We start from the raw sequence: 26,466 nt of genomic DNA on the forward strand, positions 1-26,466 counted from the left end.
AAACTATTGAGTATGGATTCAATTATTTGTTTTTTTATGTATAATTGAATCCAAAATTCCATTTACAAATTTACCGGATTCGCTTGTACCGAAAGTCTTAGCTATTTCAACAGCTTCATCAATAACTACTTTGTAGGGAACTTTAGGAAAATAGGTCAGCTCTGTTATGGCAAGTCGTAGTACATTGCGATCAACAGCAGCCATTCGACGAATCTCCCAGTTCTGCGCTTTTGAAACCAGTATATCATCAATTTGTTCAAGGTTTGAAAGGGTTTTGTCAACTAAGTCTTTGGCATATTTTTTAACTTCAACGGAAAGCTGGTCTGCATCCGCTATTTTATCGAGCATAGATGCCCAATGTTTGGTTTCGCCTACTTCGCATGCATAAAGAGTGTGCAGCGCCAGTTGGCGACTCTTATGTCGTAATCTGGTTACTTCATTTCCACTTTGTGGTGAATTATTATCTGACATGTTTTCAGCTTACTTCCATAGATTATATTTTTGAAAAAAGATCAACCATTTCGATGGCACTCAAAGCGGCGTCCCAACCCTTGTTGCCAGCTTTGGTACCTGCTCTCTCAACCGCTTGCTCGATAGTGTCTGTTGTAAGCACACCAAAAATAACCGGAAGGTTCTCATCTAAACTTACCTTTGCTACACCTTTTGAAACTTCAGCCGCGACATAATCAAAATGTGGTGTGCCGCCCCGAATAACCGTACCAAGGCAGATTATTCCATCATAATTCCCTGAACGGGCCATTTTTTGAGCAGCAACAGGTATTTCAAATGCCCCTGGCACCCAGGTAACAGTAACTGAGGAAGGGTCTGCACCGTGACGAATAAGGCAATCCAGAGCACCTTCTAAAAGTTTTCGGGTAATAAGTTCGTTAAATCTTCCTGTAACGATTCCAAATCGTTTACCGCCTGCGTTCAGTAATCCTTCGATTACGGTTGACATATCATTCCCCCCTGAAGAAGATGGCCAAGTTTTTCCTTTTTAGTTGAAAGATATTTCTCATTGTGTTGGCAGGGTTTAATTTCCACCGGTATTCGCTCAACCACTTCTAAGCCATAGCCTTCCAAACCCACAATTTTTCTGGGATTATTGGTCATTAAATTAATTTTGCGAACACCAAGATCAACAAGTATTTGAGCACCGATACCATAATCCCTTAGATCTGGTGCAAACCCCAGATGCTCATTTGCTTCCACTGTATCCATCCCTTCATCCTGAAGAGAGTAGGCTTTTAACTTGTTGATCAAACCAATACCTCGCCCCTCCTGGCGCAAATACAAAATAATACCCCCACTGCGGCTGACTTCGGCCATCGCATGTTCAAGCTGCTCTCCACAGTCACACCTTGTTGAACCAAGGAGGTCACCGGTAAAACATTCAGAATGGACCCGAACCAACACGGGTTCTGATGGATCTATTTCACCCCGTTTAAGCACTACATGTATCGATGATGAAAGTTTCTCTTCATAACCGATAATCTCAAATGTACCAAATCGGGTAGGAAGGTTAGCCTTCACGGACCGTGTGATCAACATCTCTTTTGATGTGCGATAGCGGATCAGATCGGCAACAGAAATGATCTTTATCCCGTGCTTTTCACTGAACGTTTTAAGCTCCGGCATTCTTGCCATTGTGCCATCATCATTCATTATCTCACAAATTACCCCCGAGGGTTTCAGTCCGGCAAGACGTGCCAGGTCCACAGATGCCTCTGTCTGGCCGCTGCGAACCAACACCCCGCCTTCACGGGCACGGATGGGAAATGTGTGCCCCGGTTTTACAAAATCGGCCGCTGTGCTGGATGGATCCACAAGCTTAAGTACGGTGGCAGATCGGTCTGCGGCACTAATACCGGTAGTTGTTCCCTCTCTGGCTTCGACCGAAACAGTAAAGGCTGTTTCGAATGCAGAGGTATTATTGGTTACCATGGGTGGAATATCAAGCTCATCAAGACGTGAACCTTCCATAGATACACAAATTAGTCCTCGTCCATGTTTTGCCATGAAATTTATCTTTTCAGGGGTGCACGTCTCCGAGGCAAATGCTAAATCCCCTTCGTTTTCCCGATCTTCGTCATCAACTATAATAACCAGTTTACCGTTACGGTAATCCTGGATAACGTCTTCAATCTCTTTTAAACTTTTCAAAACCCAAATCTCTCCATCTGTTGAAGCAGAGTTGTACCATCGGTATCATTTGATTGGTTTTTAGATGGTGCTCTGCAATTTGCCATTTGAAATAGATAACGGGCGAGTACATCACATTCAATATTTACCGTATCACCCGTTTTTTTACTGTACATTGTAGTTTCCTTTATAGTGTGCGGGATTAGGGAAATAGTAATTTTGTTTTCAGATGAGGTTGCAATTGTGAGGCTGATACCATCGATTGCAACAGATCCCTTTTCAGCCATAAAGACGACAAGCTCTTGCGGAACACTAATAGTTCGCAGTAAGCTTATTCCAACCTTTTTATCCGATTGGATTCTTCCCACACCATCCACATGTCCAAGAACAAGATGCCCATCAAGCCTTCCACCCATCATCAGGGCCCTTTCAAGATTCACTCTGCGCCCAATAAAGGGTTTGGCCAGAGTGGTCCGATTGAGCGTTTCCCTTACAGCGGTAAAAACTATTTCACCGCCGGATATTATTTTGGTTACGGTTAAGCACGTTCCATCAATGCTGATTGAAGCTCCTATTTGGCTAGTAAATGGTGCCTTATCTGCCTTGATAGTAAGTTCAATGCTGGAGCCGTGGTCGTTTAGACCTGTTATAGTACCTAATGATTCAATTAGACCGGTAAACATATATCCTTAGCTTCTTGTTGAGCATAATTTATCGAAAATACAATAGGCCAGTTCCTTCAGTCCAATACGAAAGAGTCGGCAGACTATTTTCTTTGAATTACAGGCGTTTTAAGCGTTTAAAAATGATTAATATCGGCTTATCCTGCTTTTTTATTCTTCTAATTGGACTCAATAGCAGGGTAGTGAGGGGTGCCACTAAGCATCAAATCGTCAGAAAACTGCCTGTACTCTATATCGCCTAAGGTGATTGGCTTTTCAATGTCCAATCCAGCAGGAAATTGTATCCCATTCAGACCGTTTCCAACAATTTTATTTCCATAAAAGAGATATAGCTTATTTACCAGCTTTGCCTGAAGAAACAATGATGCAAGGTGCTGCCCTCCTTCAATAAATATGCTATTAAGCCCCTGCTGGTGTGCTATAGAGACAAAAGCAGTAAGGCTCTCAAGTGAATCTTTTGTTCCTGTATTCCATATTTCTAGTCCTTTATGGTATTCTATGCCTTTTTTGGTGCTGTTTACAACGATTATGCTCCGTGTTTGTCCTGCATTTTTGTAAAAGTAGGTCTGCGGTGGGATAGCATGGGTTGAAGAGAAAACGATCCGTGCAGGATAGGTAACCTTTTTACATCTTGCTGTAAGGCGGGGGTTATCTTTTTCCAGAGTTTTTCGTCCAACTGCAATCGCTGCGTGTGAATTACGTAACTGCTGCACGAAATCTCTTGAAGCGGCAGAGGTAATCCATTTAGAATCCTGCTTCCAGTCAGCAATCCTGCCATCAAGAGTCAGTGCAAGCTTTAAGGTGATCCAGGCGCTTTTTTTAACTATCGACCAGAAGAAATCTTCGTTTATCCTTGCGGCTTCATGGCGCAGCAGTCCGGTAGATGTTTCGATACCATGGTCTTTGAGTTGAGAAATACCTTTGCCGCTTACCTGTGGGTTAGGGTCTTTGACAGCGGAAAAGACCTTTTTTATGCCAGAAGCAATGATAAAATCTGTACATGGTGGTGTTCGGCCAAAGTGGCAACAGGGTTCAAGGGTCACATATAATGTGGCTCCCTTTGCTTTTACGCCGGCTTTTTTTAAAGCTATTGTTTCTGCATGCGCTCCACCACAGGGCTCAGTAGCACCTTCCCCCACTATCTCTCCGCATTGGACCACAACAGCACCTACTGCCGGGTTTGGAAAAGTAGTTCCTTTAACTTCAGAAGCCAGCTGAAGTGCCCGTTTCATATATTGTTTATCAGCTTGTGAATAATTCATTTTTGGTTCCTGATGCGTATTTTGATCATAAAAATACCTTAGGCTCACAAAATAAGTTGCAGAAGTTGGCATTACTAACAAGTTTGTAGTATTTTTCCCTTCTATGAAAACGATTAATTCAAAAGAAGAACTGCTTACCAAGCTTGCTGCCACAGGTGATCCAATCGCTTTTTTTACTCTCTTCTCTGATCGTATCAGGTCCTCTTTTCAGCTACTGTGCGCTGAGGGAAAAACCTTTGAAGAAGCTTGTGAAGAAGTGTTACCATTATGTTCCAAACTATATCGTGCTTTCATCGGGAAATGTGTGAATGATGCTGATGATTGGTTTTGCTCTCATTGGGGGGGGCGTTATGATGCTCAGTATTCCAACACTTCTGAAAAAAGTGGTAATGCTGAAAAATTCAGTAATCGTCTGCAGCTTTTCTTATTGAAAGAGTATGGATTGTTAAATGCCCAGACTGGAAAGAAAAAGAAAAGGGGTTTGGGAGCCAGTAGAAGTAAGAGTAAAATTGCACTGTTAACGATCTTTATTGCACTTGGATTCATAGCTATATCACTCTCATTGCTTCTTTTTAGCAATTCTTCTGTTAGTATTTCCTTCTCTAATTCTCAAAAGAGCTATGAATTGAATTTCCCGGGTTCTATCCTTACCAATGTTTTAGGCAGCCGGCAAGAGGAACGTTATTCAGATACTGACCCCCTAAAAACTTCATTGGAGCATACCGATACTTCTGAGCAAGAGCACAGTGACGCAGAAGAATCAGAAGAAAAGTAGTTTTAAAAATTAAATTTTGTTGACTCCGTTTTGCAATCATGGTATAAATCTTTATTGTTATTGATGATATGAACAGCTACATTCCGGTGTGCCTGAGGTGCCCGGGATTTAACTGGCAGCTTTGTGTCGATGATGGAAATGGCTGAATACATCAGGGAAGAGTTGATGATAATGCGACCGGGGGTGTCGGCTATTGAGAACCCAACTTATGCAAACGATATATACAACAATTCTGTTGGTCATAGTCTTACAGTTAAATGTTTATGGCCAAATAAAGGAATACCTTCTGCAGGCCGGGGATGTCATATCGATTACGGTTGTAGAACATCCTGAATTCAGTGGCAGGCATAAGATCAGGCCTGATGGTAAAATAAACTATCCGGTCGTAGGAGAAATCGTTGCTGTTGGGGTATCGCCTTCTCAACTCGTAAGTACAATGCAGAATAAGCTTTCATCCTATGTAAATAACCCCGTTGTTTCTGTTTCGATTGAATCGTATCATTCCAATAAAATTTTTATCATAGGAAATGTGGTCCGTTCCGGAGAGTATGAAGTGTATGAACCAATCGATATAATAAAAGCTTTGGCAATGGCGGGAGGATTGAGAAAGGGAAGGACTAGGGAAGTTAGGGTGATACGAAAAGATGGGAGTGTAAATAATATCGAAATAGATAGGATTTGGGGAGATACGGAGAACAGAGGTGGTGATGAATTTAAACTCTACCCGGGAGATACAATGTATGTACCAGATTCTTTTGAAGTGCCCTGGGGTGTTATAGCCACCATAGTTAGTATCGTAAGTGTCACACTTCAGATTGTAGTGACTTCAAGCAGGTTAGGTGAGTAGCCAGGATGAAGAGCAGGTAGTGATGAGTGAGCCGATATTTATATCTGTTGGTGGTGGAAAGGGTGGAGTTGGAAAGAGTACGGTATGTGTGAATATAGGAGCCGAACTTGCCAGAAAAGGAAATAGTGTTGGGTTCATAGATGCAGATTTAGGTGGAGCTAATCTACATTTGTGTCTTGGTGTAAAGAGACCAGCTCTGGGATTACAGGATTTCATGTGCGGAAATAAAAGTAAACTCAGTGATGTTGCAGTGGAGACCATGGTCCCCGGAACGTGGCTTGTAAGTGGAGCCAGTGATTTCCTTGAATTGGCTAATCCAAATTTTGCACAAAAGCAGAAGATTATCAGAAACCTCAAAAAAATGGAAGCTGATTACATCTTTGTAGATCTTGGTGCTGGAAGTGATCACAAAGTTACAGATTTTTATGCAGCATTTCCATATAGTATAGTTGTTATTGATGGCTTGCCTACATCTATAGAAAATGCCTATAGCTATCTTAAGGGAGGGGTTTTACGTGGCTTAACCCGATTGTTTCCTGGTAGGAGTGACTTACAAAAAGAAATTAAAAACCGCATTGACCCTAAAACTGCAAAAGGCGTTATTACTGTAGATGAGCTCCTTAATTCCATGCTTTCAAGATACCGAGATGAAGTATCGGTTATGAAAGAGTGGGTTTATTCCAGAAAGACTTTTTTAATAGTTAATATGGTGAAGACAAGGGAAGATATTGATGTTGGTGAGAGGTTTGCGAAAATGGTCAAAAAATACCTTTCTTTGAATATGTATTATGTGGGATATTTGCTCCAATCTCCAGATATCAGAGCATCCATAAGAGAAATGAAACCTGCGGTATTAAATGAAAATTGTAAAGTGAATGGATGTATTCAGGCCATCACAAAAAATATTATGAATCTTACTAAAGTGGATAAACCGGGATAATGGCATATCTGAAACACTGGAATTTAAAAGAAAAACCGTTTGAAGAGCTTTGTGATGTAAGATTTTTTTACGAAAGTGTGGATCACAGAGAAGCTCTTGATCGTCTATTATATGTCGCTAATGATAGTAATATGAATATGGGACTGCTTACAGGTGAAATTGGGTCAGGTAAAACTATTACTAAGAATGTCTTCTTAAATGCTCTACCAAGACAAAAATTTGAAGTCGTCTCCTTTGATAACTCAAGTTTTTCTTTCAATGATATTCTTTACGATATTGTTGAAAGCATCGCTTATCGTGATCCACGTTTGTCTTTAATGGAACAGATCGATTTCACAAGAAACGATAAATATGCTCTGACTCAAGCGTTTAAGAAGAAACTTGAAACCTTAACCTACACTGAAAAAAGGCACCTGATAATAATCTTTGATGAAGCACAGCAGATGCATAGCCAGGTTTTGGATGAAATTAAAAACCTTACTAATATCGGTTCCAGAACAGAGAATTTAATGACAGTGTTTATTATAGGGCAGCCTGAATTAAGAAGTATAATTAAAAAATTGCCACAAGTAGATCAAAGGGTTTTTCTTCGGTTTCATCTCAAGCATCTTGATTACACTGAAACAGTAAAGTATACCGAACATCGGTTAAGAATTGCGGGTAATGAAAAAAAGTGTATGTTTGATGGTTCCGCTTTTAAGTTAATCTTTAGCAGTACTGATGGCGTGCCAAGGGTTATAAATAGACTTTGTAAATTATCACTTCACTATGGATTTGCTCAAAACAGAGATGTTATATCTGAAGAAGATGTCCAGGATATTTTGGATGATATGCAGGAGCAGCTTCGATGAAAAAAAGGAAGTTCAATCTTGGTGAAATAATTAAAAAGATAAATGAGGAAAAAAGTCCCTACGATGAAGTGGAAAACAGTGGTGATGATGTCGCTAAGCCTGGGAATGAAGAGACTACAGAGCCTGAAGAAGCTACCAGTACGATTCCTACTGAATCAACAGAACAAATACCTAGCATCCCTCTAAGCCAGAATTCAGGGCAAACTCAGAATAGAGACGATTGCACGAACAGTAAAATTTATCCTGAAAAAAATGAAGTGAATTCTCAAAAGAGTTCATCAACTTTTGCTATAAATAAGGACGATGAAGAAGAAGAAGAGTTTGAGATAGGAAAATACATTTCGATAATTTTGCGACGAAAATGCTTTATCGCCCTGATTATGCTTTTTGCTGTAATCTATTCAGGATATAGCTATCTTACCAGTGGAAGCCATTATTATGCTTATGCAAATATGTTATTTCACCCTGAGGGCAGAGACATTTTTGGGGCAGAACATACATGGAATTACTTAAGGGATCGTGAAAAGGCTTTAAATACTCATCTAGAATTGTTTAAATCAAACACAGTCGCTTCAATGGTTTCAGCAAATCTTAACAATAGAATTAAACCTCAGTCTATAATTGAGAATCTCACTGTTGGAATAAGAGATAATAATGGAGAGAAAACCAATATTATAGAGCTGAAATTCAGACATCATGATCCTGAAATGGCAAAAGATGTACTTAATGAGTTATGCAGAACATACAATGATTACCGACGCCATGTTAATGCTCAGGAACTAACAAATCTAATCATCAGGCTTGAGAAACAGATAGCCAAACTGGATGATGAGTTGAAGGTAAGAGAAAACCGGTTGCGTGAATTTAAAGAACAAAACCGAATGGCTCAGTTAAGCAATGAAACTAATCTGCTTATATCAAAAATGTCAGAGATGGAACTTGCATTACAACAGACAAATCTGGATTTGATTGAAAGCAGGGAAAGGTTGACGGGACTTCAAAATCAAATCAGCCAGCAGGAAATAAACACCATACAATCAATTACCTATCAAGACCCTTTTCAGGATAAACTTGCTGAGCTTGAGCTTGAACTTAGCACCTTGTTAGCTGAACGAAGTTCTGAACACTTCAGGGTGAGGACGCTAAAGCAGAAAATAGAAAATTTAAAAACAGTTACTATGGATAGTATTTCACGGAAGGCTTCAAGAAAAACATTTGTAAATAATCCGATCCGGCAAAACTTATTACAAAAATATACAAATGAAACAATCGAAAAATCTGCGCTTAAGACAAAACAGGCTGCGCAGAAACGGATTATAGAAACCTTGAATCTTGAACTTTTAGCATTGCCTCAAATTCAGCAAACGCATGCTCATCTTGAACGAGAGGCTAAAAATACACTGGCCACTTTAGAATTGCTTAAAAACAGATATGAAGAGGCTAAAATTAAAAAAGACAGTCAGGAGTCAGATCTTAAGATATTGGAGTATGCAGAAACTCCTGGTAAAGCTATCTCTGATTACCAGAAAAGCATGATTCTTATCACTATTTTTTTAGGTCTGGTACTTGGTATAGGTGTAGCTTTTGTGATAGAATATTTAGATCAGAGTGTTAAAGATCCATCTGAAATGGAAAGAACACTTGAAACACCCTTGCTTGGAGTTGTTCCTCTGATAGAAGCAGAGGCTTCGCTTATAAAAGATACAGATAAGATACCCAAAAGCATACTTGAACCATTTAGAGCTCTCAGAGCAAACATAAAACACCTTTTGCATGAAAATAAGCTTAAGACTTTTATGGTATGCAGTGCGGTTAAAGGTGAAGGCAAAACCACCATGGCTGCAAATTTGGCTATTTCGTTTGCTATGGATGGAAAGAAAGTCATACTGATAGATGCTGATCTGAGGCGCTCTCATTTACATCACCTTTTTAACGTTCCGGCAGATACCGGACTTTCAGAGTATTTGTTTGCACAAAAAGATTGTGATGAAATTATTAAAGGAACAGAGTATGAAAATCTGTTTATCATTACTAGTGGATCCAGACCTGATAATCCTTCCGAATTACTTGGTACATACAGATTTGATAAATTTATAAGTGAACTACGAACCAAAGCCGATATTGTGATATTTGATTCACCTGCGTTGTTACCTGTAAGCGACACGCTTATAATGGCTCCTAAAATGGATGCTTGTTTGATGGTAGTAAGGATACTTTGGACTCCTGTAAAAGCTGCTAAGCAAGCAAAGTATCAGCTATCACGAATAGGGTGTAAAATATTCGGTGGCATTCTAAATGGTGTTTCTTATTCAAATGGCTACTATCCTTATTACGGTTACTATGGCTACTACTCCTATAAGTATAATTATGAAGATGATTCAACAAAGAAATTATCTTTACGAAAACTTGGCGTGAATTTGGAAGAAAAAGGTAAAAGGGGTATAAAAAATTTTACTTATAGAATTCCTGCGCATATTTCTTCTGCTGCATCGTTTTCTCGTTCTTTAATTAAAAAGAAAACATTTTTACTTTTGTTACTTACCTTTATGGCACTTTTAATTGCAAATGTGTGGCTTAAAATCGAAAAACCAGCTAATGAAGGCAGTATTAACTATGTGGGGTATTCATCGGATGAAAAGATAAAAAGCGAAAAAACGAGCGAATATAATGATATAGCTTTCTTTGGAAGTAAAACTTCCAAAAGGGATCAGCTCAATGATACTCTTCATAAAAAAGGAGATTCCGTTATTTTCAGAGATGAACTGGAGTATTTCCATGAGGAAAGCCTTGAATGAAGATAATAAAATATAGAGCTGTAACTTGTTTGTTATATTTGGTTGTGTCTATAGGAATACTGTGGCAGATAGTTCTGCTATTGCGGAATGCATCATTTGAAGTTTTTGAAGAAGAGAAACATGTTTTTGTATCTGTGCAGGGAAATGTAAGAAAGCCTGGAAAGTATAAAGTTCCTGTTGGTATCACCGAATTTGAAATATTAAAGGTTGCAGGTATAAGACCTACATCAGATATATCAACTTTTGGTCTTTTAAACCAGGTAGTTACTAACAGTATGATGCAGGTGGGATCTTTAAATAGTCCTATATCTTTATACGATGAAGAGAACATATTATGGTTAGAAAATTTTACGGGTGAAATAACTTTGATCGGCGCCGGGGGAGCTCAGCTTCCCCAACAGCAAGGTACATCTTTTAGTCAGGGAGACAGAATCCGCACCGAAGCAACATCCCAAATAGAGCTGTCTCTTGGTTTTTCTTCATCGGTTGATATGGATAATTTTTCAGAAATCGAGGTTATTCGAGCATCTATGACAGATCAACAAAGCTATCGTTTTGAACTAATGCAAAGAACGGGGCTTTGTTGGTATAGAATCAAAAATAATCAAAACAGGGATGCTTATAAAATCAATACCCCCTATGCTACTGTTGTGGTCGGTGGTGAAGAAACAGAATTTTTCATCGATATTCAAGGAACGGATGTATTTATTGGTAATAAAGATGGGCTCTTGCTGGTTGAGAGGAGTGGCAGCGAAGAATCGGTTAACCTTATTTCTGGGCAGCAATTAAAAATTGCCGGAATTGACGATCCCTTTGAAATAACCCGTATTCCAGCCGATAGTGCGATAACTGAGCGATTTACCGGACTTTCTGAACAAAGAATGAAAAAGGTGGATGGAGACAAACCGCTTAATTTTCTTTTCTGTGCGCCACCACATACATATTATATTATAAGTCTGCAATTCGAGACAGGCGTCACTCATATAGTCGAATTGCCTTCTGAGCTTCTGGTTGAACAGTTTGTTCAAGGCTTTTCTACTCTGGGGCAAGCTTTTCTCTATGGCGGACCTGTTTTAGTAAGTATTTTGGCCGAGAGAGTCTTGAATATAGAAGTTTCAAATTATTGTGTTGTGGACAGAAATGATATCATTAGAATAGTGAACACAATTGGAGGAGTTGATATAGATCTTGATCTGTTAGCTGCTTCAGCCTTGAATATGCCCCAGGGGCAAGCAATGCTTGCTGGAGAGCACCTGGTACATTTTCTATCGCCGGAAATTTCAGGAGCTGAGGGTAGTAGAAGACGACAGGCTATGGTGCTTAGGCAAATGTTCAATAAATTTAGAAACCAGAATGTCATTATGACCGCTCTTTTGGCTGATCAACTGCTAAGCAATATTGAAACTAATTTTAGCCCAGGCGGCGTAATGAACCATTACAACAGATTTGCATCCGGACGTAGTTGGCGATATATGAAGCATACTATTCCGGGAGAAACTGTAATGCGGCATAGCCGACCTTCTCATGAACCAGATTTATCTCTTTCACGTAAACTTTTAGTGTCTAACTAACGAGGGAATTGCTTCTTGAAACTGCTGATTATTGGTTCTAGTGGTCAATTAGGATCAGATTTTTACATTTATGCAAAAAGGAATGGCTATTCAGTTGATGCGCTGGATTTTCCGCAGGTAGATATCAGGATATATGATGATTTAAAAAAGAAAATTCACCAAAGTTCGCCTGATGTTATCTTAAACTGTGCTGCCTTTACTGCTGTTGATGCCTGCGAAACTGAAATTAAATCTGCATACGATCTGAATAAAACCGGACCGGAAAACATTGCCAGGTGTGCTCAATACGTGGGAGCTACGCTTGTCCATTTTAGTACTGATTATGTCTTTAGCGGAAACAAAGAGCGGCCTTATGTGGAAGAGGATCAACCAGATCCGCTAACAGTCTATGGAAAATCGAAACTTGCCGGAGAAATAGCTGTAAGAAGAACCTGGGACAAAAGTATAGTAGTACGAATAGCATGGCTGTATGGGTCAAATGGAACTAATTTTGTTAAAAGTATTCGAAGTAAAGCTAAAGAAATGAGCCTCAGGGGAGATGAGATGAAAGTTGTTTCAGACCAGGTTGGTACCCCTACATGGACCCTTGATGTAGTTAAGCAGGTCATCCTTCTTCTTTCAAAAAAAGAGTGTGGGGTGTTTCATTGTACAAGTCAGGGTATGTGCACCTGGTATGATTTCGCATGCCAGATTATCGAAGCTGCTTCTCTGCCGGTACGTTTAAGGCCTTGTGAAACTTCTGAGTTTCCTAGACCCGCCAGGCGCCCGCAATTTAGTGTTCTTGAAAACAAGAGGTTAAAATCCCTTGACATAGATATCATGCCAGAATGGACTCAAAGCTTTAAAAAGTATGTGGAATATGAAAAAAGTGGTATTTGTGTCTGAAATTAACTAAGATTGTTGAGATTGAGTTAATAAACTATTTTCATCCTTATTTAACGTGGGTGTGAAAAGATATGAAAACTGTTTTGGTTACAGGTGGTGCAGGTTTCATTGGATCAAACTTTATTGATCAGATTCTCAGTACTAGAGATGACCTGTTCCTAGTAAACTTTGATGCATTAACTTATGCTGGTAACTTGGATAATTTAATTGAGGTATCCACTAATCCAAGGTATACATTCATTAAAGGAAGCATTTGTGATCCTGATTCAGTCACTGAATTATTCAAAAAATATGATTTCGATTACGTGGTACACTTTGCTGCGGAATCACACGTAGATAGAAGTATACTGGGGCCAGCAGAATTTGTGAACACAAATGTAATCGGCACACAGGTATTGCTGCACACCGCTAAAGATGCCTGGCAAGCCCATTTTGGTGACAAACTGTTTATTCATGTTTCTACTGATGAGGTATATGGCTCCCTGGGTAGGAATGGATATTTTACGGAAGAAACTCCTCTTGCACCAAACAGCCCGTATTCGGCAAGTAAAGCTGGAAGTGATTTGCTTGTCCGTTCTTATTTTAAAACATTTAATTTTCCATCAATTATTACACGCTGCTCTAATAATTATGGTCCGTATCAATATCCCGAAAAACTTATACCTTTAATGATAATCAATGCTATGAATGACAAGGCGCTGCCGGTGTATGGAGACGGATTAAACGTCAGAGATTGGTTGTTTGTAAAAGACCACTGTAACGCACTTCAACAAATAATGGAAAAGGGCACTCCTGGAGAGGTTTATAATATCGGTGGCAGGAATGAAAAATCCAACATCGAAATAGTTCACAAGATATTAAATGAGCTTGGAAAACCAAAATCTTTAGTTAACTATGTAAAAGATCGTCCCGGTCATGATAAAAGATACGCAATAGACGCATCAAAGATTGAGTCCGAACTTGGCTGGCAACCATCAATTTCTTTGGAAGATGGTTTGGCTTTAACCATTGAGTGGTATAAAAATAACAGCTGGTGGTGGGAAAAAATACTTAACACAAAAAATTTTGGTAATGGCTAATTTGTTTAGGTCAAAAGTTCAAGTGTGATACCTTTCACCTTTTGCATATCAAGTGTAACAGGTTTCATTTTCGTTTTGTTTTTATTTTCATAAATAAGAACCTGGGGTTTTGTTATGTGTTCCGGTGAAACAGAAGAGATTACCCCGGTACACCCTATAAGCTTGTCAAAGGGAGCATCTGTTATTTTAACCCGTGTTCCAACTGGGTAGATTGGTACTATTTTAATTAATGTTTTAACTATATCAGTGTTGAACTTACTTCCCGACTCTTTTATTATTTGAGCTATAGCACCTTTACTACCAAGAGCTTCACTGAAATGTCTCCGTCCATTTAAATACATCTCATAAGCATCTGCTACAGCAACGATCTCTGCAAATCTGTGTATCGTTCCTTTGGAAAGACTCTTGGCCGGAGGGCGATTTTCACCTTTTAGCCCCCTTGGGTAACCACTTCCATCCTGGTGTTCGTGATGCGACAAGGCTACCGCTGTGCTTGTAGGGGGTATAGCGCTGATTCCAGAAAGCATCATATAGCCATAAATTGTATGCTGATTTAAAATTTGTTGCTCCTCTTCATTAAGAGGGGATTCTTTGTTCAATATGGAGGTTGGGATAGATAGCATTCCAATGTCGTAGTTGATAGCTCCAAGACCAAGTTGCTTCAGTTCGTCAAAAGAAAACGTATATTTGTACCCAATACATAAGGAAATTATAGTAGTAAAAATAGAATGTTTAAAAAGGTCATCTGATTCATTTATGATTTTTGTAATATTAACCAGTGCCCATGGTTCTGTACATATATCATCAATGATTTTACTTACCATTGTCACTAGGCCGCTGTTTCTAATAATATCATTTATATTATTGCGATCCTTTTCAATGGTTTCAATAACTTTTGATTTAACATTTAATTCTTTACCAAAAACAGAACGAATATCTTTTGAAGATTGCTCGACTGTGGTGGTTAACTCAGATTGAACTTGTGTGCTGATAACAGGCTGAGGATTAACTTCTTCAGTACCCTCAATGTCAACCATAAGCGTTTTGAAACCCATTTTTTTGAGTAATTCAATCTGCTTATTATTTAAATTGTATCCTGCAGATACAAGAAGCTGTCCCGATTTGGTGAAGACCGATTCTCCAATTGTCATACCTTCTGTAATATCTTCAATTCTATAATTTACCATTAGCTTAGAACCGCTTAAAAAAATATGAGTGAAAAGCTTTTTTTTCATTATAACACCAATTTGGTGACCATTCAACATAGATATCCTTGCGGCCATTGAAAATGTATCTTCCAAAATAGTCTAACTTACTGAACTAACAGTGTTGTAACAACATTTTCAAAAAAAAACGATTGATGGTTGGCTTAAAATGAAAAAGGGCTCCACCAGCTCTTCAGGTGGCCCTTATCTGATTTATTTTACCATGCAGCCTTTCCACCTGAAGGCAGAATGCCTCAATTCTCGACTGCAGAACCTGTGGAAATGGATTACCGTCACTTTCAATGGAAAGGAAGGGAAGGGTTTTTATATCCGACCTTATAGCACCTGAGCCGGTAATTTTTTTATCAAGCCTCATCTTATTTTCTACGGTAGCTTCTGCGGAAAGAACGGCTTCCACAACCCGGGTAGGCATGCAGGCAAATGGTCCAATCTGAATAGAGCCAAGAGTAGTAGAGAGAATATCTTTAAAATAACTTCCAGCAACTAAAATCGGTTCTCCTGTCAGCTGCTTGTTAAAAAAATTCTCGCCATATTTAATCACCTCTTCAATATTAGTCATTTCATACTGATACAGACCTGATTGTGAGAGAATCGATTTAATTTTCCGTTCAAAATGATGCTGAAGAAGGGTTCTGGTCTTAAATTCTACCTTGTCTTTAAGGGTGAAATCTGCTTCAAAAATACCTTCTCTTACATTGTAGTCACAATATTCAAGCCATTCAAAAACTGGAGCTCGTTTTACGATAATATCTCGCTGAGATAGTCTGTATATAAGATTCTGGCATGAAAAGTTATCACGTCGAACAAAAATTTCACCAAGCAAAGATACCATTTTGGCTTTTTTTAACGGGTACTTTAGCTTAATGGTTTTAAGATTTTTAGAAACAGTTGAAAGTAGCCGATACAAACCACTTTTTTTTCCGGATCTAAAATGTGAGATAATTCTTTCCCACTCTTTATTGAATATTTCCATTGCCTCATCTTTATTTTCATGAAGTACAAGAAGCGCATTACGAATATCTTCCATGCAATCAGAAATGATGATTGATTTTAATACATTAAGTGCATCAAGTATAGATAGTCCTGCATAGCCGTTTTCGTTAGTTAGAGAGAGCAGGGCGACATTGGGTATACGTTTTTTTTCTATTAAACTGTTAATATAAACATTATACTGGGTGAGTCTGCAGTTTCCACCGCTTGTGGGCATAAAATATACGAGAAATTCCTCATCACAAGTGCGTTTTGAGAGATAAGAAAGAAGGCCACCGGTTGTTAAAATTAGTGGTAAGCATTCCTTGCAGGAACTGTACCCTTTTCCAAGTTTAAGGACTTCTGCATCGTATTGAGAAATAGCAGAAGCTTTTATACCTGCTCCACTAAACGTTGATGCGATGAGTTCACTCGATAGTTCTCCCATTGATGGAAACAGGAGGTGAACTCGAGGATCACTCAATTCAACCTTCTCACCACTACTTGATACAAAAAAGGGAGTTTTGTTATGAAAAGATATATGGGCTGGTTTAAAATCAGGATTGACTACTCTGGGGTGAGTAATTGATCGGTAACGTTCGATTATGTCGGTAAAAGCATCGATTCTGGTATTTACACCCGCATCAGCAGTGTGACTGTCAAGTTCTAAAGTTAAAGATGGTTTTGATTGCATTATGTTTCTAAAATATCCAACTAAAAAAGAATCAGGACCACAGCTAAAATTGGTAATATAAGTACCAAACAGCTGAGGGTGTGTTTTAACAAACCGGGCGGCTTTAATAAGGTTTTGTCCAATTGCCCAGTTCATATCCATTGGGCATTCAAGATTCTCAAACGGTAGAGAATCCCACGGTATAATAGTAATCCCGTTAGAACCAAACTTTCCAGGGATACCCATGTTTGCTTCTGAGGTAAATGCGTTGTATGGCCTGCCAAAAAGTACAATAGCAACTTTGTTTGGATCTTTTTCCAACTCCTCAAGTGCTTTGAGACCAAGTTCTTTTATCTGTAGATTGTTCTCTTTGAACACTTCAACTGCTTTGTGGTAAGCTTCAATCCCCTGCGAAAAAGTACCCCCTACTTGTTGTGCAATATCACCAAAAACGTTGGCCTGAGATTCATATCCCTTTGAAAAGTTTATTACTGGAGAAATGAATTGAGTGCTGTGCAACATATCGCTGAATGCACTTTTTAGATAATAGGGCTCACTTTGAAGTAATAAACAGGTGCACTGGTGTTCTTTTTTGCGATTAGAAGCGTTTTCAACAAAAAGTTCAGTTATTTTTGGCAAAAATAAATAATCCGGTTTTTCTTTTAAAAGAGAAAAAAGAGCCCCGTGTGCAATCTCTCCAGGAAAGCAAAATGAAGATCTTTTTCGCTTCATTCCTTCCGGAGAAATATCGTTGGATAAAATTACATCTAAGCCCAGAGCTGAAAAAAAAGAATGGTACAGAGGGTAAAACATGTGTGTTAAAAAAGAACGGTTGAGTCCAATAGATTTATTCATCCTAATGTTGGAAGAAACGTTTGTGGCTTTATATACAGTTTCCTGCCGAAGTGAAACTAAATCATACTGTTTTCTTTGGTGTGAAACTTTCCGTATCAAGTTGTAATATTTATTGCAGGCACCACCAAAAGGATATTTCTTCCCTTCTATTATCATAGTGTTAATTTCACAACTTCTATCACATATTTCACTCCCGCCTGTGCAAGTGAATTTAGCTCCATTTTCAATCTTTCTTTTGGCAAGAGTATTTAAATCGTAGGTGCTTCTATCTAATTGACCATCATTTATGCGCTGTTTGACTTCCTGGGCTACCCCAAAGGCCCCCATTAAACCAGGTTCCGGAGGAACGATAATTGGCTTGCCTAAAAGATTAGCCATTGCAAGAGGTACTGCCTTATTATAACAAACCCCTCCCTGCATGAAAATTCTTTTACCTGATGGGCGCTGTCCCTTAACTCTGTTTACATAATTCATACAGATTGAGTACACAAGGCCTGCAACGATATCTTCTCTGGAAATATTTTCATGAGAAGCTGTTTTGATATCAGAGGAAATGAATGCTGCGCACTGATCATTGAAATTTGGTGGTTTCTTACTATTGAGGGCAATCTTTTCTAATTCTTTATAATTGATGCCAAGCGTTTCACCTGCAGATTCTTCCAAAAAAGAGCCAGTTCCTGCAGAGCAGGCTTCATTCATTGCATAATCAGAAGCCACCGAATTGGTAAGATAAGTGTACTTGGCATCCTGGCCCCCAATTTCGAAAATTGTATCGACATTTTTGTCAAAAAATGCTGCAGCAGTAGCATGAGCTATAATTTCATTTATGACAGCAGAGGTTTGAGCGTGAAGCCCTGAAATCTGCCTGCCGCTTCCTGTCGTTCCAAGGCCGATAACCTTGACAGGAACCTTTAATTGCTTTAGGAGGGCTACATAGCATTGCCTGGATGCTTCAATAGGATTACCGTTTGTTCTAAGATAAACAGATCCAACAACAGTACTGTCTTTAAAACGTAGCGCAACAGCTTTTGTTGTTGTAGATCCAACATCTAATCCTATAATAAGCTCATCCCCTTCTCTTGCCTCCGATTGTGTTAATTCTTTGAACTGAACTAACTCTCTGCCGCGTTCTATAGGGGGCAAGGGTTCAAAGGAATTGCTGCAGTCCTTAATTTGTTTATGGTCTCTAAAAAGGGTGTTTGCTCTTTGCTCCAGTGCATAATGCGCAGCACCTACTGCTTCAAATACATTCGCGAATTCAGGAACGTAGAGTTCATTGAGTTTTTCTCGTAACATAGAAATAATTACGCTGTTATTACTGATTCCACCGGTGATGATCAGTTCTTTTACAGGAGCTTTTTCAAGAAGCTCTAAAACCTTTTCTGCCATCATACGACAGAGTCCGGCACTAACCCTACCTACCGGAATTCCTTTATTTAGTGCATGGGTGCAGTCACTTTTACAAAAAACCGAACAACGGCCAGAAACTGGAAACTCATCACTCTGTGCAGCTAATTTCACTGCTTCTGTGACTGAGACATTCATGCGCCTGATTTGTTGAAAGAAGAAATCTCCGGTGCCCGAAGCACATTTATTACCGGTTTGGACAGAGGATATCATATGATCCTGATCTAATGTATAAAGGATAAAATTCTCCGCCCCAAGGCTTGCAACCGCTCCGGGATTCGATGACAAAAGATTGTTTTCTTTCATATGTCTTAACGAATATTCAACTGCTTCAGGTTCGGTTATTGAAGGAGTATCTATCATTTCACGAAACTTTCGCCCAGTGAGCATAGAGAAGTCATAGTTTTCAGTTCTAAACTGCTTCATTAGCGTATCGAATGCTTCTCTGGGTGAGTTGTCATGGTTTTGAACAACTTGTTTGGTGATTTTTGAACCGAGTTCATTTTTAGTAATTTCGGCAGCTTTAATAGATGCTGATCCAATGCAAATTCCAAGTGATTTTAGAATCATTTTTTGTCCCTCTGGCGGTTGTATTAAATGTGAAAAAAAATGTAACCTTTTGAATGTGAACAGGAAGAATCAGCAAAAAACATGCCTTAAATGCGGTGAGTAAGCATCAGCTCTGATAGGAAAAAACTGGGGAGCAAAACTGTACTGATGTAAAACTGCCAAGAAACTAGGGAACGGATCGATCTGGCAGAGCAAAGATTTTACACTTAGGTAAGTTCATATAGTATATTTTAAACAGTGGGTTTATAGTCCTTTTTTTTAATAAAAAAAAGCTGTATGAAGACCTTTTTTGTTTTCTGAAGCTTAAAAAAATGATTTCGGTGTTGTTGGCTTGGTGTCGTTTGAGCTCAGAAAAAACCTTGGTGAAATTAACGCAGTATTTTTACAATCATCTTAAAATGTCAAAATGGTTGGAACCCCATGCCATCAATTTTCAGTTACATCGATTACCGCGAGTTTTTAAGTGATTGGTTAAGTGAGAAGAAAGAGGAGAATTCTATATACTCCTACCGGTATCTTGCTGGTAAATTGGGAATAAAATCTCCTGGTCACCTCAACTTGATAGTAAAAGGACATATTAATCTTTCATTAAAGTACCTTCCCTCTTTTGCCAGAGTGATGAAGATGAGTAAGAGAGAGAGAGATTATTTTGAAACAATGGTGCTTTATTGTCATGCCAAAGGTGTGCAGGAGAAAAAAACGCCTTTTAGAAAAATTACAGTCATTTCAGGAATTTCGGGTTCATCAATTAAAGGCAGCGCAGTATGAGTTTTTTGAGCACTGGTACTACACTGCTATAAGGGAATTGCTCGAAATAGTCCCTTTCAATGAAAAATACAAGGAATTTGGGAGCTTGCTTGAACCTTCTGTATCAGCTTCTGAAGTTTTTAAAGCTGTTAAGGTACTGGAAAAGTTAGGACTTATAGAAAAAAACGAAAATGGGTACTGGGAGAAAACTGAAAGACTTTTAAGTACCGGTTATGAAGCACCGACCAAAGCAGTCGGAAGTTATATTTTAAAAACTCTCGATCTCGCCAAAAAAGCACTCGGCAGGGTTCCTCGGGAAGAACGAAATATCTCCTGGGCTACGTTCTCTATTTCGGAGGATAGCTTCAAAAAAATTCAGGATGAAATAAGGTCATTTAGATTAAAAATTTTGCAACTAGCTTCCCAGGATCCAAATCCGGAGCGGGTGTATCACCTGGGAATTAATTTTTTTCCGTTTTCAAAAAGTAGAAAAGGTAAGGAACGGTTATGAGAAAAAGATCTTTTCTAATGTGGACCACGTTTTTAATTGCTTATGTAATCCTTACTGGTGGCTGCCAGCAGGTAACCGGAATAGAAGGAGAGGGGATGGTGGCAGTTGCGTATTCAAACGGGACACCCGCTTCTGGTATAAAAGTTAGGGTTATCGATGCTAAAAACTGGCAAAAACGTAGTGCAAACAGTGAAACTCCGGTGGTTTATGAAATCCGTACTGATGAAAATGGGTACTATAAGCATCCCAGACGGTTTTCGCATGGCTATAATCTGGAACTTAGCGGAGAAAATGAAGGGTTTTTCTGGCCTGATGCTCAGATTTCAGTGGACAAGGATGTAATACCAATAACGTTAAAGGAGTACAGCACTATTTCCGGAAAAATTACTAGTGAATATTACGGTGTAGATACTGTTATGCTCAGAGGTACAAGTTATAAAGCTGCTATTAACGATAAAGACTCTTTTGATTTGAATTTTATTGCACCAGGTAATTACCAAATGTATTCTTCTGTAGTAAGTATTGATAGTTTAAGATATGTAACAGATATTGAAGTACAGCCAGGTGAAAATATTACAGATCTTGAACTCAATGTAGTACCATATGTTTATTTCTACCGCTTCGGTAATTCGCAAAACACTCTTTTGTATTCACAGTCCGTGAACAATGAATGTTGGTTTACTTACTACGGAGGCATAGAATCTTGGGTGTATAATGTAGTAAATGATCATGCTATCGATGGTTTAGGGTATATGAAAACACGCTTTGGGTTTGGGGAAAGTAGTGATAGTCATCTGGGTATTGGTGCACGTTTTCTTGCTGAGTCGAATGTTGATCTATCAGAAGTGGATAGTTTGCTTCTAAGAATAAAGGGGGAGGGCGTGTTGCGGTTTAACATAGAGTCAAAGCTTATTGAAGAGGAACAGCAAACAGAAAGAGTATCTCACTACGGAGCTGCTATTGAGCTTACTTCTGAGTGGCAGGTAATTTCAATTCTTACTGATAATCTCAGTATTGAGGTCCATACTGATTATTCCTGGTACGAAGCTTCAAAAGACATAGAACAAATCACAATCGAAGCGGAAAAAAGAGATAATCCAGAGTTTGATACTCTCACGTTTATGATTGATTACATCTCTTTGCATGGAGTTACTATGGAAGGGATCAGAGGATTTTAGAACTCGTAAACAGTGGTTGATCTATCTTCCTGCACTGGTTTATTGCATAGTTTCTTATCTGTTCCACCTGTCCTATGATTAGATCGTATTCATAGTCAACCACCGTGCTTTTGTCAAGTCTCATGTTGCGCCGTGGTGAGATATAGATCTCTGACTCCGGAGAACGGCCTGCTCTGGGGTTGCAATTGGTGCCAGAAGCAAATACTTCTGCATCTTTTATATACACCCCAAGTCCCCAACCACAATTATCGACTGCTGCTACCCACTGTTCTGGGTTTTGCCAAAAGAGTGCCTTTTCTGTGTCTGTGGTAGAAAATAGCTTTCCATCTTTGTTAGTTTCAGTTCTTCGGCAAGAATAGATATGGCCTAATTCTTTTATCAGACTTAAAGCGGGCATCTCCTGCAGGTAAGATACCTCATTCCAAAGGTTATCAGTTCTTTTGATCGAAAAACGGTTTCTTATTTTTGCTGCGCTTTCTGATAGAGTAAACCAACTCTCCATAGTACACTGGGCTAATTCCCCTTTCATGTCCCATAAAAGCGGCTGAACCTTTATATAGATTTGGTCCTCTGTCGTTTTAAAGTTTAGCACTTTGGAGCGGTTGCCAGATGCATCCCCTGCCTGAACAGGATTCCACCCCCAGGGGGAGCAGTTGGTTGCCTGTCCTTTAGCTCTGCGATCAAGTGGTTCACCTGCAAAATAGGATTGTTGAATATAGCTACCGCTATGGCTTGTATTAACTAAATTGCGTCCTGTCCCGGACTCTCCAAGATAGGCTATGGCTCCTCCAGCCGTCAGGTCTACTTTTAAATGAAGTAATCCGTTATTAAGCTGGAGTTTATTTGGATTAACTGAGTTATGATGGTCTACAATTTGTATTCTTTTAATTAAGTTATTATCCGGTTTTTTTTCATTACAACACTCCCAGTGTTCATACTGTTTTGCTAATTTATCCAAAGTACTCTCTTCGAGTGAAAAATTTGCTTCCGAACCAAATGTTTGGATTAGCCATTTTATTATTTTGTTCACTGATTCGAACTCATCTACAGGTCTTTTTTTTAAGCGGCCAGCCGTGCATATTGCAACGTGATACAGATGGTTGTTTCTGAATGTAGTCATCTTAAGCTCCCCCCCGAAAGCAGTTCATCCGGATATCTTTTTCCCGCGTGTATTCATAACTTCATTAATAAGCTTAAAAACAGCTCACGATCAAAAAATTATATATATGCATATTGGTCATATTCTGTATGTAGCAATCTTTTATGGTTTCAAATAGTCTGTGATGACGATTCTCGCTTTGGGGCCCTTGGATGCAGGGCCACTTATTGTTGTAACTGAATATCTAATCTTACAATAATATAGCCGATCGGCAACCGGTTTACATAGTTTTTTATCTAATTCACTGATAATTTCGTTTTAAAATTAAAACGGTTAAATCACGGGCCTGTAATCGTTAAAAAATCTATGTCCTCTTCTGGCACATTTAATCTGAGTGAAGAGCTATCTTTCCTAAAAAATTACTTTAGTATAGATTATACCAATAACATCTGACGCAAATCACTTCCTTAAACTATTTTCTATAGTTTTACTCTGATAATGAAACGGTTTCTTTAAAATATGGTCATAACCGGCTCGTAGTGTAATTTAAGTCAGTAGAAGCACTTAAAGGCTGAGTCGTTTAGAACTAATGGAGAGAGATGTGACGACGCTTACAGAATTAAATGAACAGATGAAGGTTCGGGTAGAAAAAATTTCTCAGATTTCAAATACCGGCCAGCAGCCGTATGCAGAAAGGTACGAAAGAACACATTCTTTGAGTGAGGCCCTTACACTTGCAGATGATACTGCTGGAGTACGTGTTGCCGGGCGTGTGGTATCGCTTCGTTATTTTGGAAAACTGGCGTTTGGGCATTTATATGATATTAATGGGAAACTTCAGTTTGCGCTTCAGAAAAAAAAGCTTGGAGAACTTTTTGCCCAATTCAAGGAACTGGTAGATATTGGTGATTTTATCGGTATTGAAGGGCAGATGATGACCACCAAAACCGGAGAAAAAACCATCGATGTTCACGGTTTTACATTTCTGTCTAAAGCATTACGCCCTCTTCCAGAAAAATTTCACGGACTGACAGATCCCGAACTGCGCCTTAGAAGACGGTATCTGGATCTTGTAATGAACGAAGAGTCACGAGAGCGCTTTAAGAAACGTACGCATATAATTCGCACTATACGTACATTTCTGGATGAAAATGAGTTTTTTGAAATCGATACTCCGGTTCTGACGAACAAAGCAAGCGGTGCTTTGGCTCGTCCTTTTATTACGCACAACAACGCACTTGATATTGATGTATACCTCCGTATCGCACCCGAGACCTACCTAAAGCGCGCTATTGCCGGTGGATTCGATCGGGTCTATGAATTTGCCCGTTCTTTTCGCAATGAGGGGGTTGATGCCTCACATCTGCCCGACTTTACGCTTTTAGAGTATTACTGTGCTTACTGGAATTATGTAGATAACATGAACTTCACAGAAAAACTTATAAAACATCTACTCAACTCTGTTATGGGCACACTGGAGATCACTTACGAAGACAGGCAGATATCTTTTGACGGTACATGGCCAAGAGTTTCATTTAGGGATCTTATCCTAAATGACTGTGGTATAGATATCGACCAGTTTGCTACTAAAGAAGATCTTCACCAGGAAATAGAGCGCCAGGGGATAACGCTTGAAACAGATGTTGATATATCCAAAGCCGGAAGAGGTACCCTTATCGACCTCTTATACAAAAAAGTTTCCCGGCCCAAGCTGATTAATCCGGTTTTTATTACCCATCACCCGCTTGATCTTTCCCCTCTTGCGAGAAAAAGTGATGCAAACCCTTCAGTGGTGGACAGATTTCAACTGGTTGTTAATGGTTGGGAAGTAGTAAATGCCTATTCTGAGCTGGTGGATCCACTCGATCAGGCTCAAAGGTTTAAACAGCAAGCAGAGGCAAGGGCCCATGGTGATACAGAAACTATGGATGTGGATAATGATTTTCTCACGTGTATGGAGTATGGAATGCCTCCTATAAGCGGTTGGGGAATGGGTATCGACAGGATTATTGCACTCTTAACTAATACTACAAACCTGAGAGATGTGATACTCTTTCCATTGCTCAGGCCAGAGGTCTAAATTTAACGTAGTTATGCTAGGGCCTTATTAAAGGAAAAAAAGCGTGGGAAAAATGGAATTGTTTGTTGCTCTTCGATACCTGCGGGGCAAGAGAAAAATTGGTTTTATATCCTGGATTACCTACATTTCGGCAATCGGTGTTTGTCTTGGATGTTTTGTATTGGTGGTAGCACTTTCTATTGCTAATGGTTTTGAAAAAGAGGTACGGGATAGAATCGTAGGTACTCTTGCTCACGCCAAAGTACTTAAGCACAACTCTCAGCCTATTACTGAATATCAAACTCTCAGGGACTATGTTCTTGATCATCCACAGGTAATCGGTGCCTCACCCTTCATTAGTGGTAAAGGTGGAATTGAACATGAGCAGGTCCAGGATGGAATAATGTTTACAGGGGTTGATCCTGAGCTTGAGCACACGGTGACAGAGATTTCTCAATCGATAAAAAGGGGACAATTTTTTCTGGATACCCTAAAATCGAGGCGCGGCAGGGACTTTCCGGGTGTGGTTCTGGGGACAGGGCTGGCAAATAGGCTTGGAGTGGATGAAGGCTCCGAAGTGGTGCTAATGAGTCTGGCTACAGAAGAGGGAGAATTAGATCCGGTTCCCAAAATGGGACGTTTTACCGTTAGTGGAGTTTTTCAGACGGGAATGCATGAATATGATGCAAACTTTGTGTATGTATCGATCGCTTCGGCTCAGAATCTTTTGAATATGGAGGGGGTTGAAGGGATACAGATAAAAACCACCAACCTTTTCAGAGCCGACAGGATTTCAGCTAATGTGCGCGACTATCTTGGGGGCTATCCTTATAGTGTTGTGGACTGGCAGACTCAGAACAGGTCGCTTTTTGAGTGGATGAAACTTGAACGTTTGGTCATATTCATTGTGATATCGCTTATAATGGTGGTTGCGGCTTTTAACATTATCTCTTCACTGATAATGATGATTCTGGAAAAACGCAAAGAAATAGGCATCCTCATGGGTATGGGAGCTACATCGGGCTCGATCATGAAAGTGTTTATGTTAAATGGAGTTGTAGTAGGGTTTATTGGCTCTACCCTGGGAGTACTTATGGGGTTGGGGCTTTGTTTGATTCAGTACCATTATCAGGTAATTCCGTTACCGGGTGATATATACTTTATAAGTAAACTTCCGGTATTGATTAGTAGTTTTGATGTGATAGCAATTTATATTTCTGCAAATGTTATCTGCTGGCTTGCTACTCTCTATCCTGCATGGAAAGCATCAACAATGCTTCCTGCCGAATCAATACGGTATGAGTAAGAAGGGGTGGGTTTAAATGAAGTTAAAAAATGATAT

At 39.3% G+C, this 26,466-nt stretch carries 21 protein-coding genes; 13 read left to right on the forward strand and 8 right to left on the reverse strand.

Going from position 1 to position 26,466, the window contains the following annotated elements; translation table 11 throughout:
* Positions 1 to 18: 18 nt before the first annotated feature.
* The 5 genes from nusB to ribD all read right to left on the reverse strand — a co-directional run bounded on the left by nusB (position 19) and on the right by ribD (position 4,087).
* The gene (nusB, locus tag QA601_11620) at positions 19 to 471 is read right to left on the reverse strand and encodes a transcription antitermination factor NusB (protein ID MDG5815729.1); all 453 of its coding nucleotides are present in this window, start codon (positions 469 to 471) and stop codon (positions 19 to 21) included.
* 22 nt (positions 472 to 493) lie between these two features.
* Complete coding sequence (gene ribE / locus QA601_11625; GenBank protein MDG5815730.1) at positions 494 to 958, reverse strand: 6,7-dimethyl-8-ribityllumazine synthase; 465 nt, start codon at positions 956 to 958, stop codon at positions 494 to 496.
* Entirely contained in the window at positions 946 to 2,163 is a 1,218-nt protein-coding gene (locus tag QA601_11630) for a bifunctional 3,4-dihydroxy-2-butanone-4-phosphate synthase/GTP cyclohydrolase II (GenBank protein MDG5815731.1), read from the reverse strand. Before QA601_11630 ends, ribE begins: the two co-directional genes overlap by 13 nt.
* Positions 2,160 to 2,825, reverse strand: coding sequence for a riboflavin synthase (locus QA601_11635; protein ID MDG5815732.1), 666 nt, complete (start codon positions 2,823 to 2,825; stop codon positions 2,160 to 2,162). The genes QA601_11630 and QA601_11635 overlap by 4 nt, the downstream gene beginning before the upstream one ends.
* Before the next feature lie 158 nt (positions 2,826 to 2,983).
* Complete coding sequence (gene ribD, locus QA601_11640; GenBank protein ID MDG5815733.1) at positions 2,984 to 4,087, reverse strand: bifunctional diaminohydroxyphosphoribosylaminopyrimidine deaminase/5-amino-6-(5-phosphoribosylamino)uracil reductase RibD; 1,104 nt, start codon at positions 4,085 to 4,087, stop codon at positions 2,984 to 2,986.
* A 103-nt stretch (positions 4,088 to 4,190) separates the two neighbouring features.
* Here ribD and QA601_11645 point away from each other — a divergent pair, with 103 nt between their 5' ends.
* The 8 genes from QA601_11645 (at position 4,191) to rfbB (ending at position 13,830) form a co-directional block, all read left to right on the forward strand.
* A complete protein-coding gene (locus QA601_11645) occupies positions 4,191 to 4,862 on the forward strand; it encodes a hypothetical protein (GenBank protein MDG5815734.1) in 672 nt (223 codons plus the stop codon).
* A gap of 208 nt (positions 4,863 to 5,070) precedes the next feature.
* Entirely contained in the window at positions 5,071 to 5,709 is a 639-nt protein-coding gene (locus QA601_11650) for a polysaccharide export protein (protein ID MDG5815735.1), read from the forward strand.
* The gene (locus tag QA601_11655) at positions 5,702 to 6,649 is read left to right on the forward strand and encodes a P-loop NTPase (protein MDG5815736.1); all 948 of its coding nucleotides are present in this window, start codon (positions 5,702 to 5,704) and stop codon (positions 6,647 to 6,649) included. The genes QA601_11650 and QA601_11655 overlap by 8 nt, the downstream gene beginning before the upstream one ends.
* A complete protein-coding gene (locus tag QA601_11660; GenBank protein MDG5815737.1) occupies positions 6,649 to 7,500 on the forward strand; it encodes an AAA family ATPase in 852 nt (283 codons plus the stop codon). Before QA601_11655 ends, QA601_11660 begins: the two co-directional genes overlap by 1 nt.
* Positions 7,497 to 10,295 (forward strand): polysaccharide biosynthesis tyrosine autokinase, encoded by a 2,799-nt coding sequence (locus QA601_11665; protein ID MDG5815738.1) that lies wholly within the window; start codon positions 7,497 to 7,499, stop codon positions 10,293 to 10,295. The genes QA601_11660 and QA601_11665 overlap by 4 nt, the downstream gene beginning before the upstream one ends.
* The gene (locus QA601_11670; protein MDG5815739.1) at positions 10,292 to 11,866 is read left to right on the forward strand and encodes an LCP family protein; all 1,575 of its coding nucleotides are present in this window, start codon (positions 10,292 to 10,294) and stop codon (positions 11,864 to 11,866) included. The genes QA601_11665 and QA601_11670 overlap by 4 nt, the downstream gene beginning before the upstream one ends.
* A gap of 15 nt (positions 11,867 to 11,881) precedes the next feature.
* Positions 11,882 to 12,751 (forward strand): dTDP-4-dehydrorhamnose reductase, encoded by an 870-nt coding sequence (rfbD, locus tag QA601_11675; GenBank protein ID MDG5815740.1) that lies wholly within the window; start codon positions 11,882 to 11,884, stop codon positions 12,749 to 12,751.
* A 71-nt stretch (positions 12,752 to 12,822) separates the two neighbouring features.
* On the forward strand, positions 12,823 to 13,830 hold the full coding sequence (gene rfbB, locus QA601_11680) for a dTDP-glucose 4,6-dehydratase (GenBank protein MDG5815741.1): 1,008 nt from the start codon (positions 12,823 to 12,825) through the stop codon (positions 13,828 to 13,830).
* 5 nt (positions 13,831 to 13,835) lie between these two features.
* Here rfbB and QA601_11685 read toward each other — a convergent pair whose 3' ends face one another.
* Together QA601_11685 and QA601_11690 are read right to left on the reverse strand one after the other, a co-directional pair.
* Positions 13,836 to 15,095 (reverse strand): HD domain-containing phosphohydrolase, encoded by a 1,260-nt coding sequence (locus tag QA601_11685; GenBank protein MDG5815742.1) that lies wholly within the window; start codon positions 15,093 to 15,095, stop codon positions 13,836 to 13,838.
* 133 nt (positions 15,096 to 15,228) lie between these two features.
* Positions 15,229 to 19,530 carry an acyl-CoA dehydratase activase gene (locus tag QA601_11690; protein ID MDG5815743.1) on the reverse strand — a complete coding sequence of 1,434 codons (4,302 nt, stop codon included), beginning with the start codon at positions 19,528 to 19,530 and terminating at the stop codon, positions 15,229 to 15,231.
* 420 nt (positions 19,531 to 19,950) lie between these two features.
* Here QA601_11690 and QA601_11695 point away from each other — a divergent pair, with 420 nt between their 5' ends.
* Genes QA601_11695 through QA601_11705 form a run of 3 tightly spaced genes read left to right on the forward strand, consistent with a single transcriptional unit; the run spans position 19,951 to position 21,966 of the window.
* Positions 19,951 to 20,298, forward strand: coding sequence for a TIGR02147 family protein (locus QA601_11695; GenBank protein ID MDG5815744.1), 348 nt, complete (start codon positions 19,951 to 19,953; stop codon positions 20,296 to 20,298).
* Entirely contained in the window at positions 20,204 to 20,788 is a 585-nt protein-coding gene (locus QA601_11700) for a DUF4423 domain-containing protein (GenBank protein MDG5815745.1), read from the forward strand. Before QA601_11695 ends, QA601_11700 begins: the two co-directional genes overlap by 95 nt.
* Positions 20,785 to 21,966 (forward strand): hypothetical protein, encoded by a 1,182-nt coding sequence (locus QA601_11705; protein MDG5815746.1) that lies wholly within the window; start codon positions 20,785 to 20,787, stop codon positions 21,964 to 21,966. The genes QA601_11700 and QA601_11705 overlap by 4 nt, the downstream gene beginning before the upstream one ends.
* Here the strand turns inward: QA601_11705 and QA601_11710 are convergent.
* Positions 21,953 to 23,086 (reverse strand): hypothetical protein, encoded by a 1,134-nt coding sequence (locus QA601_11710; protein MDG5815747.1) that lies wholly within the window; start codon positions 23,084 to 23,086, stop codon positions 21,953 to 21,955. The genes QA601_11705 and QA601_11710 overlap by 14 nt on opposite strands.
* A gap of 580 nt (positions 23,087 to 23,666) precedes the next feature.
* Here QA601_11710 and lysS point away from each other — a divergent pair.
* Both lysS and QA601_11720 read left to right on the forward strand, forming a co-directional pair.
* Positions 23,667 to 25,145, forward strand: coding sequence for a lysine--tRNA ligase (gene lysS, locus QA601_11715; GenBank protein ID MDG5815748.1), 1,479 nt, complete (start codon positions 23,667 to 23,669; stop codon positions 25,143 to 25,145).
* A 52-nt stretch (positions 25,146 to 25,197) separates the two neighbouring features.
* Positions 25,198 to 26,430: an ABC transporter permease gene (locus tag QA601_11720; protein ID MDG5815749.1), complete on the forward strand. Its 1,233-nt coding sequence runs from the start codon at positions 25,198 to 25,200 to the stop codon at positions 26,428 to 26,430.
* Positions 26,431 to 26,466: the final 36 nt, after the last annotated feature.

Source organism: Chitinispirillales bacterium ANBcel5 (assembly GCA_029688955.1).
In the GTDB taxonomy this organism is placed as follows: Bacteria; Fibrobacterota; Chitinivibrionia; order Chitinivibrionales; family Chitinispirillaceae; genus Cellulosispirillum; species Cellulosispirillum alkaliphilum.